The organism is Wylensekiella montiformis (assembly GCF_009697385.1).
In the GTDB taxonomy this organism is placed as follows: domain Bacteria; phylum Bacillota; class Negativicutes; order Selenomonadales; family Selenomonadaceae; genus Selenomonas_A; species Selenomonas_A montiformis.
In genome coordinates this window covers 92,973-106,087 of the sequence record NZ_VUNL01000003.1, presented here as the reverse complement: position 1 = coordinate 106,087, position 13,115 = coordinate 92,973, and the positions used below count along the sequence as shown (strand labels likewise).

The 13,115-nt window shown below is 53.2% G+C and carries 11 protein-coding genes; all 11 read left to right on the top strand.

What is annotated here, in order from left to right; all coding sequences use genetic code 11:
- The first annotated feature begins 42 nt into the window (after positions 1 to 42).
- The 11 genes from cooS (at position 43) to hypE (ending at position 13,111) form a co-directional block, all read left to right on the top strand.
- Complete coding sequence (cooS, locus tag FYJ78_RS03505; RefSeq protein WP_154620038.1) at positions 43 to 2,100, top strand: anaerobic carbon-monoxide dehydrogenase catalytic subunit; 2,058 nt, start codon at positions 43 to 45, stop codon at positions 2,098 to 2,100.
- A 108-nt stretch (positions 2,101 to 2,208) separates the two neighbouring features.
- Positions 2,209 to 3,162, top strand: a complete 954-nt coding sequence (locus FYJ78_RS03500) for an ABC transporter substrate-binding protein (protein WP_154620037.1) — start codon at positions 2,209 to 2,211, stop codon at positions 3,160 to 3,162.
- A gap of 31 nt (positions 3,163 to 3,193) precedes the next feature.
- The gene (locus FYJ78_RS03495) at positions 3,194 to 3,955 is read left to right on the top strand and encodes an ABC transporter permease (protein ID WP_154620036.1); all 762 of its coding nucleotides are present in this window, start codon (positions 3,194 to 3,196) and stop codon (positions 3,953 to 3,955) included.
- A gap of 1 nt (position 3,956) precedes the next feature.
- Positions 3,957 to 4,730, top strand: coding sequence for an ABC transporter ATP-binding protein (locus FYJ78_RS03490; protein ID WP_154620035.1), 774 nt, complete (start codon positions 3,957 to 3,959; stop codon positions 4,728 to 4,730).
- A gap of 423 nt (positions 4,731 to 5,153) precedes the next feature.
- On the top strand, positions 5,154 to 5,915 hold the full coding sequence (locus tag FYJ78_RS03485; RefSeq protein ID WP_154620034.1) for a nucleotide-binding protein: 762 nt from the start codon (positions 5,154 to 5,156) through the stop codon (positions 5,913 to 5,915).
- 99 nt (positions 5,916 to 6,014) lie between these two features.
- A complete protein-coding gene (locus FYJ78_RS03480) occupies positions 6,015 to 7,307 on the top strand; it encodes a nitrogenase component 1 (protein ID WP_235899809.1) in 1,293 nt (430 codons plus the stop codon).
- Positions 7,304 to 8,392 (top strand): nitrogenase component 1, encoded by a 1,089-nt coding sequence (locus tag FYJ78_RS03475; RefSeq protein WP_195847846.1) that lies wholly within the window; start codon positions 7,304 to 7,306, stop codon positions 8,390 to 8,392. The genes FYJ78_RS03480 and FYJ78_RS03475 overlap by 4 nt, the downstream gene beginning before the upstream one ends.
- Before the next feature lie 18 nt (positions 8,393 to 8,410).
- Positions 8,411 to 10,729: a carbamoyltransferase HypF gene (hypF, locus tag FYJ78_RS03470; RefSeq protein WP_154620031.1), complete on the top strand. Its 2,319-nt coding sequence runs from the start codon at positions 8,411 to 8,413 to the stop codon at positions 10,727 to 10,729.
- A 69-nt stretch (positions 10,730 to 10,798) separates the two neighbouring features.
- On the top strand, positions 10,799 to 10,996 hold the full coding sequence (locus FYJ78_RS03465; RefSeq protein WP_235899807.1) for a HypC/HybG/HupF family hydrogenase formation chaperone: 198 nt from the start codon (positions 10,799 to 10,801) through the stop codon (positions 10,994 to 10,996).
- Positions 10,993 to 12,105 (top strand): hydrogenase formation protein HypD, encoded by a 1,113-nt coding sequence (gene hypD / locus FYJ78_RS03460; RefSeq protein WP_154620029.1) that lies wholly within the window; start codon positions 10,993 to 10,995, stop codon positions 12,103 to 12,105. Before FYJ78_RS03465 ends, hypD begins: the two co-directional genes overlap by 4 nt.
- Positions 12,098 to 13,111, top strand: a complete 1,014-nt coding sequence (gene hypE, locus FYJ78_RS03455) for a hydrogenase expression/formation protein HypE (RefSeq protein ID WP_154620028.1) — start codon at positions 12,098 to 12,100, stop codon at positions 13,109 to 13,111. Before hypD ends, hypE begins: the two co-directional genes overlap by 8 nt.
- Positions 13,112 to 13,115: the final 4 nt, after the last annotated feature.

Genomic DNA, 13,115 nt, shown 5'->3' with positions numbered 1-13,115 from the left:
ATTTTATATGTTTTAACTGTATTAAAAAAGGAGTATTTTGTTATGGCCAAGGAAAAGCACCCCTCCGAAACGACCCATAAACACCACCACGATTGCCATCACGTCCACGAGCACGCGGATTGGCACACTCATGATCATTCCCCCAGCCATCCGCATACGCACGGCGATGTACGAGACTATATGAACGCCGTTGCGGAATACCGGAAAACCTTCGCGTCCAAACAGGACGTACTTGACCATACGCCGGACCCGGCTGTCCGTGAAATGATGCTGCGCATGGAGCAAATCGGGTGCGATACGGTTTTCGACCGATTCGACCAGCAAAAGCCGCAATGTTCATTTGGCCTGGCCGGGGTCTGCTGCAAATTCTGCAATATGGGGCCCTGCAAAATCACGGCAAAAAGTCCGCGCGGCGTCTGCGGTGCCGATGCAGATCTCATTGTCGCCCGCAATCTGCTGCGCAGTGCTGCAGCAGGTGTAGCGCAGCATGGTGCACATGCCCGCGAAATTCTGCTTTCCCTGAAATTTATTGCACAAGGGCGGCTGAATCTCCCATTGCTCGGCGAGGAAAAGCTCCGTACCGTCTGCAAAGCATTTGGAATAGAGACCCGCGGGCAGAACAGCAAACGTCTTGCCGGCAAGCTGGCCGACGTCCTGTTGGCCGATCTCTCCCGCCCCACGCCGGACACTTATGAAACCATCAAAGCGCTTGCCCCTGCCGAACGTCAAAAAATATGGAAGGAACTGGATATTCTCCCGATCAGTGCCTATAACGAAGTATTCGATGCCTATCACCGCACGGGAGTCGGTACGGATGGAGACTGGCAAAGTATCATGAAGCAGTTTCTCCGCTGTGGACTGGCTTTTTGCTTCACCGGCGTAGTCGCTTCCAATATCGGTACAGACGTTATGTTTGGCACAGGACACCGCGCCACTTCCAAGGTAAATATAGGCGCATTGAAAAAGGGATACGTCAACATCGCCGTCCATGGACATCTCCCCACACTGGTCAGCGAAATCGTCCGGATCGGACATACCCGGGAATTTTTAGATCTGGCCAAAAAGCACGGTGCAAAGGGAATTCAGTTCTACGGAATATGCTGTTCCTGTCTGGCAGCCATGTACCGTTACGAAGGCGTCATTCCTCTTTCCAATGCAGTAGGCGCAGAACTCGTACTCGGTACCGGCGCACTGGATCTCTGGGTGGCTGATGTCCAGGATGTCTATCCAGCCATTATGGACGTAGCCCGCTGCTTCAAAACGACCGTGGTGACGACCAGCGATTCCGCGCGTTTGCCCGGCGCTGAGCACTACGCCTATGACCACCACCACAGCAATATAGAGGATACCGAAAAGCTGGCCCGCAAAATCGTAACCCGCGCAATTGAAAGCTTTGCTTCCCGCCGGGACGTCCCAGTATTCATTCCTGCCTATGAAGTCACCGCTGATATCGGGTTCACCGCCGAAAACATCGCCGAACAGTTTCCCGGCTACAAACCGTTGCTTTCTGCCTTGCAGTCCGGTCAGATCCGCGGCATAGTCAATATGGTCGGCTGCAGCAATCCCCGCGTCGTCTATGAACGAGCCGTCGTCGATGTCGCAGATGAGCTGCTCCGCCATAATATCCTGATCTTCACCAATGGATGCGCTTCCTTCCCGCTCTTAAAGCTCGGCTATTGCAGCAAAAAAGGCGCGGCCCGCGCCGGCAGTTCGCTGCGTCAATTCCTGACGGACAACGATCTGCCGCCGGTATGGCATATGGGCGAATGTGTCGATAATACACGTGCTTCTACTGTTTTTGGCGGTATCGCCGGAGCGGCCGGCATCGCCATCAAAGATATGCCTTATGCCTTTGCCAGCCCGGAATGGTCCAATGAGAAGGGACTGGACGCCTCGCTGGCCTTCCGCTTGTTCGGCATCGATTCTTACCACTGTGTAGAGCCCCCTGTGCAAGGCTCCGCCCATGTAGAAGACTTTTTAAAGAAAGGCACTGCGGCAACACTTGGTGCCGTCATGAAAGTAAATACCGATCCCAAAGCACTGGCCGCGCAAATCATAGCAGACATCGAAACGCAGCGCAAAAAACTTGGCTGGAAATAAAGGAATTCCAATCCAGCCACACAAAGAAAAACGTCATTTTGACGCTTTTCTTTTTCCTTAAAACATATTTTTCATCTATGTTAACAATATATAAAAAGAGGTATGCCGATGAAAAAAATAATTTTGATTTGTCTTCTTCTGGTCAGCACAGGCCTTCTGCTTGCGGGCTGCAGTGTGGAACCATCTGCTCCACGTGCAGCAGAAAACGGCACGCGGACAATCCGCATCGCTTATCTTCCGATCACGCATGCTCTGCCGCTGTTTACCGCAAAAGAGCTCGAAACATCCGACGGACCGGTGCGGATTGAGCTTATAAAATACGGATCCTGGCCGGAACTTATGGATGCTCTGAATACGGGCAAGGTCGACGGCGCCTCAGTACTCGTCGAACTTGCCGTCAAAGCGCGGGAGCAAGGAATCCCGATTCGGGCGGCTGCACTCGGACATAAAGACGGAAATGCCATCATTGTCGGAAACGATATTCACCGCGTTGAGGACCTGCGGGGAAAAATCTTTGCTATCCCTCATAAACAATCCTCTCATAAACTTCTGCTTGATGCACTCTTAGCCGAACATGGCATGACGGAACGGGATCTCACCGTTGTCGAAATGTCACCGCCGGAAATGCCGGCAGGACTTGCTCAGGGGCAGATTGCCGGCTACTGCGTCGCCGAACCGTTTGGCGCAAAATCCGTTGTCCTCGGCACCGGCAGTGTCTTATCCGATACCCGGGAACTCTGGCCGGACAGCGTCTGCTGCGCGCTCGTGTTCAATGGAGACTTCCTGAAAGGTAATCATGAACTGGCTCACGAAATGGTGCAGGAGTACAAACAAGCGGGGATATACCTCACCCAACATCCGGAAAAGCAGAAGGAAATCGCGCTGAAATATCTGAAAGCAAAAGGACGTATTTTAGATCTTTCCCTCCAATGGATTTCCTATGCCGATCTTGCTCTGACCAAACCGGCTTATGACGAACTGATCCGGCGCATGCAGGAAGAATCTCTGCTCCATACTGCGCCTTCATATGAGGAATTTGTCGATCCTTCCCTGTTGGAATGACGATGGATTTCCGGAAAGGTTGTGTATTATCATGAAGAATCTGATCCATATCTCCGGTGCATTCATTATCGTACTGGTCATCTGGCAGCTGACCGCCCTGACCGGCGGATGGAATGAGGCATTGTTTCCCACGCCTCTCCATACCATGTTGGGATTCGGCGAGCTTCTGCGCGACGGTGTCCTGGCTGCCGATATCACAGCCAGTCTGGGACGTTTTCTGATCGGTTATCTTGCTTCTGTCCTTCTGGCTATGGTGCTGGGCCTGATCCTCGGCTGGTACAAGGGAATCTGGGCTTTTTTGAATCCAATCGCACAAGTGCTCCGCCCGATCTCGCCCATGGCCTGGCTGCCATTCATCGTTCTGTTTTTCGGCATTGGCGAAATGCCCGCTCTTGTTATCATTTTTATCGCCGCTTTCTTTCCTGTTCTTCTGGCTACGGTCTCTGCCGTCGGAGATATAGATCCCGTCTATCTGAAAGTCGCCCGCAATTTTGGCATCCGTCAGCCCCATATTCTGACAAAGATCGTTTTTCCTGCCATTTTCCCCCGGATTGCTACAGGACTGCATCTCGCCCTTGGAACCGCCTGGGTTTTTCTGGTCGCCGGAGAAATGGTCGGCGCGCAATCCGGTTTGGGCTTCCTGATCATCGATGCGCGCAATAACCTTCGTGCGGATCTGCTTATAGCGGCCATCCTGACCATCGGCGTCCTGGGACTTCTGCTGGACAACATGGTTCGCCTGATTGAACAGCGTATTTATCGGCTCTGGGGCATGCATAAAAGGAGAATTTGATATGAGTTATATTGAAATCCACGATGTTTCCCGAACGTATCGTCAAAAAGATCAGGTCTTTCAGGCACTCAGCCACGTAGATCTGCAAATTGAACAGGGCGAATTCATCTGCCTGCTCGGCCCTTCCGGCTGCGGAAAAAGCACGCTGCTCAATATTCTCGCCGGTTTTGACCGGGTAACGGAAGGAACCGTATCCATAGGCGGAAAACCGATTACTGCCCCGACGATTCGCAATGTCACGATCTTTCAAAATTACGGGCTGCTCCCCTGGCGAACCGTGGAAAAGAATGTCGAACTGGGGCTGGAAAGCCTGCACATCCCCGCGGATAAGCGGCATGAAATCGCGGAACATTACTTAAAGCTCGTCGGACTACAGGATTTTCGCCATCATCATCCGGCGGAATTGTCCGGCGGCATGCAGCAGCGCGTAGCCATCGCCCGTGCTCTGGCTGTGGATCCGGACATCTTGTTTATGGATGAACCGTTTGCCGCACTCGATGCCCTGACGCGCATGAATCTGCAGGATGAGATTTCTTCGATCTGCCGCCAGCAGCACAAAACGATTATCTTCGTAACACACGATATCGACGAGTCCGTAGTATTAGCGGATCGCATCGTTATCATGACGCCAAATCCCGGCCATATCAAGGCCATCCTTCCCGTGGATCTCCACGGACAGCGCGATCGCACCAGTCCGGATTTCCTCCATGTCCGCGATCGTGTTTTCCAATCCTTCTCACTCAAGCCGGAAGACAAAACCGAGTATTACATCTGATATACGGCGGATATGATAAAAAGGAAAACCGGTTCATAGCGCGTTAGGAATCGGTTTTCTTTTTCTGCATACGAAGAGACGGAGTCACTCCACTGACTCCGTCTCTGTCTAAAAAAGATGTAAGGAAATGGGATACTGGAAACTGGGATAAGTTTCCAGAGAAGAGACCGATAGGTTCCGATGCAAACCGGTGGGATAGCCGGTTTCATTCCTATCGACGCCTTTAGTATATCATATTTATAAAGAAAAAAATACCCCCTTTTTCATTTTTCTATAAATTTTATTTTTCGCAACATTTTCGGATTTTCGTAAGGATTTTATGAACAATAGTAAATCGGTTTATAACTTTTCGTCAAACGGTAGAAATATACGACAGAAAACGATATAATAAGAAACAGACATCAGGATTACGGAGGCTTCATCATGCAAAAAATTGCAATTTATGGCAAAGGCGGCATTGGAAAATCGACAATGACCGCCAATCTTTCCGCAGCATTCGCTACGCTCGGCAAACGGGTTATACAAATCGGCTGTGATCCGAAAGCCGATTCAACCATCAACCTTCTAGGAGGACAGCCTCTGCAGTCCGTCATGGGCTATATGCGCAGCTATGATCGGGAACCAGATCGTCTGGAGGATATCGCCCGGACCGGATTTGGCGGCGTTTTGTGCATTGAAACCGGCGGGCCTACTCCGGGCCTCGGCTGTGCGGGACGCGGGATCATTGCCACATTCAACCTGCTGGACGACTTAAATTTGTTCGAAACATTCCGGCCGGATATCGTACTCTATGACGTACTGGGCGATGTGGTCTGCGGCGGCTTTGCCGCACCGATCCGTGAAGGATATGCCGAGGATGTTCTCATCGTAACCTCGGGCGAAAAAATGTCGCTTTACGCAGCCAACAACATCGCCAGTGCTGTGGAAAATTTTGCCGACCGCGGCTACGCAAAAGTGCGCGGAATCCTCTTTAACCGCCGCAATGTTCCCGACGAACAGAAAAAAGTCGATGCCTTTGCGCAGGCGCACGGACTTCCCATTCTTGCGGACATCCCGCGCAGCGATGCCATCAATCGCTGCGAAGAGCGCGGCATGACGGTGATCGAGGCCGATCCGGATCTGCCGATCAGCCAAAAATTTTTGCGGCTGGCCGTCTCTCTCGCTGCAGAACAGGAAATCGGATAAAAAAGGAACGGATGCCTGCTTGTAAGAGGCATCGTATTACGAAACAGAAAGAGATGTGACGGCGGCATGCAGGACAAAAAACACCCCCTCCCTTATTCATTGACGATAAAGGCGCTTTCTGACCTTGGCCCCGAACAGATTCCCACAGAACTGCGAACGGATACGCAACTGATCTACAATTCTCCGGCGGCACTTGACTTTAACTCTCCCGGCGCTCAGGGATTCGGCGTAAAACGCGCGGGACTGGCTGTTCCCGGCAGCATCATGATGCTGATCGCCCCCGGCTGCTGCGGGCGCAACACAAAAGCGCTGCAGGCTCCCGGCGGATACGGAACGCGCTTTGCGTATCTCATGCTGTCAGAAAATGATATTGTAACGGGAAAACATCTGAAAAAGATTCCGGAAGCAGCCGAGATATTCATTCACAGCCGGCCCACACCTCCTACGGTTCTCATGATCTGCATCACCTGCGTCGACGCCCTGCTCGGAACCGATATGGATCGGATATGCCGACAGATCGAAGACCGCACAGCGATTCCTGCCCGCCCTTGTTATATGTATGCCCTGACGCGGGAAAGCCGTCTCCCTCCCATGACCGCTGTCCGTCAGACTGTATACAGTCTGCTGAAGCCGCGGAAAAAACGCGCCAATCAGGCAAATCTTCTGGGTTATTTTTCACCGATCGCGCCGGACAGCGAGCTTTTTGCCCTCCTGCAAAAACTGGGGATTCGGCATATCGGCGAACTGGCATGCTGTAAAGACTTTTCGGATTACGAAAAATTATCGGCCGCGAATTTCAACCTGGTTCTAAACCCTGAAGCGCGTCATGCTGCGGACTGGTTTCGCAAGACCTTGAATATACCGGCGATTGAGCTGAAGCGCCTTTATGAAATCGATAAAATTGCACGGCAATATGAAGGATTTGCCCGCATCATCGGAGCAGAACTTCCGGCTATTCCTGACCGTCAGGAAGCAGAAACGGCACAGCACGAATTTTGTACAATGCATCCCTCTATTGCGATCGCCGTTGGCAGCCGCTTGAATGCCGATCCCTTCGAACTCGCTCTCGCACTTGTACGCGCCGGTCTTCATGTAAAGGAGATTTATGCCATCCCTCTGCCGTCCGATTTTTTCTATATCCGGCGCCTTGCCGACTGTTCACCGGATACGCGGCTCTATACCAATCTTTCCCCTTCTATGCTGAATGAACGGGAAAGCGATCATCCGGTAGATCTGGCCATTGGAGCAGATGCCTGCTACTATCATCCGCATGCCGCTCATGTTCTTTGGAACGAGGAAACACAGCCCTTCGGCTATCAAGCGGTATGCGGTTTATTCCGGTCTATGACGCAGACCATGAAAGCCCGGCACAGAGAGGAGAATGCACGATGAAAGGACTTCGTCTTTATCTGCCGCCCTTTGCACCGGATACATCCGGCGCCGCTTCCGTGCTTTATCCGCTTGGCGGCATGGTTATCATTGTGGATGCAGGAGGCTGTGCCGGAAACATCTGCGGATTTGACGAGCCACGATGGCAGCAAAACGGCAGCAGGAGCGCTGTATTCAGCGCCGGCCTGCGAGATATGGATGCAATTATGGGGCGGGATGACAAACTCATAGAAAAGATCCGTCAGGCTTGCCTTATGTTTGACCCCCGCTTCATTGCCTTGATCGGCACACCGGTTCCTGCTGTCATCGGAACCGATTACCACGCACTCACACGCATGATACAAAATGCAGTTCACCGGCCGGCTATCGCCATCGACAGCAACGGAACCCAAAAATATGATCAGGGCGGCGCAAAAGCGCTGCTGGCACTGAGCCGCATGTTCGCACCGAAAAAAGAGCGACAACGGCCCGCAAATGAATCACAAAACGGCAAGCAGGGAACGCTCGGTGTACTCGGTCTGACACCGCTCGATTTCACGGCAAAAGAGGCGCACCGCCTGATATCGATCCTTCATCGCCAAAGCTGGCAGGACATTCGCTGCTATGACCGGTTGGAGGATTTTCAGCAGGCCGGCCAATTCCGGAAAAATCTTGTCGTCTCTCCCATGGGGCTTCCTGCAGCCCGTTTTTTTGCTGCACAATTTGACATTCCCTATGAAGTCTCAATTCCTGCCGAATTTTTTGAGGAATCCGCTGCCCTCTCGTCTATCCCGTCAGACAGCAGGGTTCTGATCGTCCATCAGCAGATTTTTGCCAATTCTCTGCGCGGCTTTCTCCGGCAAAAGGGACATCAAGGGGCCATCTGCTGCGCCACGTTCTTCGAACAGGCAGACCAGCTTGCAGAAAAGGACGACCAGCTGTTGGAAGAAGAAGATTCCCTCTGTCAATTCCTTCAAACGGAACCCTTTGACTATCTGGCCGCTGACGAACTGATGCTCCGCGCCCTGCCGGACTTCCATGGACACTTCATCCCTCTGCCGCATTTTGCCGCGTCTGGCTCTCCTGCCACTGCCAAGATATCTGTTTAAACAAATGAGGTACTTTGTATGTCACGTTGGAATATCAAAATTTATGGAATCGTCCAGGGCGTCGGTTTTCGTCCGTTTGTCAGCCGTCTGGCCGTTTCCTGCCATATTTGCGGTACTGTATGCAATAAAGGTCCCTATGTTGAAATCGATGCAGAAGGTACAGAAGCCGACCTCGAAGAATTCCGGCAGAATCTCCGAAATAAGGCACCGGAACGCTCCAGCATCCTGAAAATGGATGTACAACAGCTGGAAAGCAACGAAAAAGAGCCGGTATTTGAACGATTTTCTATTATCGAAAGCGCCAGAGAGCAGGGAGATATTTTTGTTTCGCCGGATATCGCCACCTGTGATAAATGCCGTGAGGAACTGTTTGACCCGAAAAACCGCCGGTACCTCCATCCTTTCATCAACTGCACGGCCTGCGGTCCGCGTCTGACCATCCTTGACGCTATGCCCTATGACCGCGAACGCACCAGTATGAAGGAATTCCCTATGTGCCCTGAATGTCAGGAGGAATACACCACCCCTGATGACCGGCGCTATGATGCCCAGCCTGTCTGCTGCAACCACTGCGGCCCAGAGGTCTATCTTCTGGGCAAAGAAACCATCCGCCGGGATGAAGCAATAAAAACGGTACGCCGTGTTCTGGCCCAGGGAGGTATTGCGGCAATCAAGGGAATCGGCGGCTTTCATCTCTGCTGCGACGCAACGAACGAAAAAGCGGTTGCCCGGCTTCGCCGCCTCAAGCATCGTCCGGTCAAACCATTCGCTGTCATGATGCGGAATATCGAATCGGTCCATCGTTCCTGCCGGCTTGAACCCGGGCAGGAAGAAGTTCTAACCGGACATCAGAAGCCCATCCTGCTGCTGCGCAAAAATCAGGATGCGCCTCTGGCTCCGAGTATTGCCCCCGGCAATCCGAAAATCGGTGTCATGCTCCCCTATACGCCAATTCACATGCTTCTCTTTGACTATCCGGACGGCCTTTCGCTGCCAGACGCGCTCGTCATGACAAGCGGCAATCCGGCAGGAGCTCCGATCTGCCATAATGATCAGGAAGCACAGGAAGCCCTCGCTCCGCTGTGCGATGTCATCCTGTCTCACAACCGCCGCATCCGGCTGCGCGCAGACGACACCGTCATGGACTGGTTTGAAGGAAAACCATATATGATTCGCCGGAGCCGCGGTTTCGCTCCGCTCCCCTTTATCATCAGCCCCAAAATGGAAGGCCAGGTCCTCGGCATAGGCGGCGAGCTGAAAAACACGTTCTGCCTCAGCCGGAACGGATTATTCTATCCCTCTCCTTATATCGGTGATATGTCCGATCTGCGAACCATATCCGCACTAAAAGACTCGGTCCGCCTCATGGAGGCCCTTCTCGAAACACGGCCCGTTCTCGTTGGCTGCGACCTTCATCCCCGTTACAATACCACTGCGGCAGCCCGTGAGCTGGGGATGCCCCTTTTTCCAGTTCAACATCATTATGCACATATTTTGTCCTGTATGGCGGAAAATGATATCCATACCCCCGTTATCGGTGTTTCCTTTGACGGAACCGGATATGGCGGGGACGGAACCATCTGGGGCGGAGAGATCCTTGCCGCTTCCTGCCATACATTCCGGCGGCTTGGATCTATCGAGCCATTCCGTCAGGCAGGCGGCGACCGTTCCAGCAGGGAAGGATGGCGCATCGCACTCGCTCTGCTGTATGATCTGCGCGGAAAGGAAGAAGCGGAAAAAATCGCCGAAAAGCTTCAGCTGTGTAATCCGCACGAATTTTCCGCGATGAACTTTCTGCTTCATCATCAGATAAACACCGTGATATCGACGAGTGCCGGACGCCTTTTTGATGCCGTCAGCGCATTGCTCGGGATCCGCCGCCGTTCCACGTTTGAAGGAGAATCCGCCATGTCCCTTCAATTCGCAGCAGAAGAGTGGCTGGACAATCATGCGGAAGCGCCGCTCAAACTGCAAAATCCGGTCTTGCAGCAGCAAAAAGACCGGTTCCTTTTGCCGACCGGACAGCTCTTTTCCACTCTTACCACAAAGCGACTGGCTGGTGAGGACAGCCGCGCGCTGGCGTATCTCTTTCATATCGGCATCGCCCAGATGATCGTTTCTGCCTGCCGGGAAGCCCGGGAAAAAACCGGATTATCCACAGTCGCGCTTAGCGGCGGCGTTTTTCAAAATCTGCTGCTCTTGAAGGAAGCCAAACAACGTCTTGATCGCGCGGGATTCCGCGTTCTGCTGCACAGTCAGATTCCGCCCAATGACGGAGGACTTTGTCTGGGACAGGCAATGGCCGCGCTTTATCATCTCAGCGCAGCTCCATCATGACCTGCTTAAGTTTTTTATCATCATATCCCATCATTTTCAGGAAAGAAGGATTTCATTATGTGTGTAGGTTTGCCAGCAAAAGTAATCCGCGTCAAGGACGGCATGGCTGTCGTAGACGCCTCGGGAGCGCGCAGGGAAGTCTCTGCTGAACTGCTCGATTCGCTCGACCCCGGTGATTATGTCATGGTTCATGCCGGCATCGCCATCGCAAAAATCACGGATAATGACGAAGACGAAACCTCTTCCGTCATGGAGACATTATCATGAGTCCGCAGAAATCGATTCAAGGCAGAGCCCGTCAGATCATCACAAGTTACCACGGACCACGGCTGCGCATCATGGAAGTCTGCGGAACACATACGCATGAAATCTTCCGTCTTGGTCTGCGTCAGCTTCTTCCTCCCGACATCGATCTGATATCCGGGCCGGGCTGTCCGGTCTGCGTCACGCCAATCCGCTTCATTGATGAAGCCATCTATCTGGCCTGCTCCGAACACGTCACCATCTGCACCTTCGGCGACCTCGTGCGCGTTCCGGGAACCAATATGAATCTCGGAGAGGCACGGGCAAAAGGTGCAAAAGTCCAAGTCGTCTACACCCCGCTCGATGCCATCACCTACGCACAGGAGCATCCGGATGAACAGATTGTTTTTCTTTCCGTGGGATTCGAAACCACTACGCCAGCCTCCTGTCTGGCTGTCCGGCGGGCAAAAAACGCAGAGCTCAAAAATTTCATGCTGCTGACAGCGAACAAAACCATGGATGCCGCTTACCTCGCCATGGCAAAAAGCTGCGATGCCTACCTTTATCCCGGCCATGTCTGCGCCATCACGGGAACCCGGAAACTTCACATGCTGGCCAAGAAAAATGACATCTCCGGTGCTGTCGCCGGATTTACAGCCAATGAGCTTCTGACCGCACTGGCCGTCATCATAAAAAACGTTCAAAAAAAACGCCCCTTCCTGATCAACGCGTATCCACGCGTGGTTCGTGAAGAGGGAAATCCTGCTGCACAAAAACTGACAAGTACCTATATGCAGCCATGCGATGCTGAGTGGCGCGGGCTCGGCACGATGACGGGAAGCGGAATGAAGCTGCGTCCGGAATATGCCGCGTTTGACGCGCGTCGGCGCTTTTCCATCCCCGACCTGATCAGTCACGCCAATCCCGCCTGCCGATGCGGAGAGATTTTGCAGGGCAAGTGCCAGCCAACCGATTGTCCGCTCTACGGGAAAGTTTGTACCCCGGATCATCCGGTCGGTGCCTGCATGGTATCCCGGGAAGGAACCTGTTCCGCCTACTATCAATATTCCTCCGGTGCATCCTGCGATACATCGGAACTAAACACGAATCATGGAGGTAACGCTTATGTCTGATACCATTACTCTGGCTCATGGTGCCGGCGGACGCCAGACTGCCGACTTGATCGAATCCGTTTTCGCCCGCCACTTTCGCAACCCGGAATTTACTGCAGACGATGCAGCGATCCTTCCTCTCGGAAATACCCGCACGGCATTTACTACCGACGGGTTCATCGTTTCCCCATGGAAATTCCCCGGCGGAAATATCGGCAAACTCAGCATTTGCGGAACAGTCAACGACCTGTCCTGTATGGGAGCGCGGCCCAAATACCTTTCCTGCGCCTTCCAAATCGAAGAAGGATTCCCCCTTCATGCACTGGAGGAAATTGCAGCATCCATGGCGCAAACGGCCGCGGAAGCCGGCGTCCGCATTGTAGCAGGCGATACAAAGGTGGCAGGCCGCGGGCAGGTGGATCATATCTTCATCACCACCACAGGGATCGGTGAAGTACAGGAAGGTGCCTCCCCGGCCGGCCACAAGGCCAGACCGGGCGATGCCATCATCGTGACCGGCGATATCGGACGTCACGGCTGCACGATCCTGCTGGCCCGCAATGAGTTCGGCATTGATGCCGACCTGACCAGTGACTGCGCCCCGTTATGGGGAACCGTCGAACAGCTTCTGGATACGGTAAATGACCGCAGTGACCTTCATGTCATTCGCGACGCGACCCGCGGCGGTGTCGGAACCGTATTGTATGAAATCGCCGCTCAGAGCGGAACCGGCATGCGTCTTCATGCCGAAGCGATCCCAGTTCATCCCGCTGTCCGTGGAGTCTGCGGCATGCTCGGCCTCGAACCCCTTTATCTCGCCTGCGAAGGGCGCCTCGTCATTATCGCCCCACAGGATGCCGCTCCCGGCATTGTAAAGACATTACAGCAAGGCAAATATTCCACAAATGCTGCCGTCATCGGCGAAGTCACAGAAAATCATGCCGGTCAGGTCGTTCTGACTACCGAAATCGGCACGCAGACCATGCTTCCCGCCCCAGGTGGCGAACTCCTGCCGCGCATTTGCTGACAGG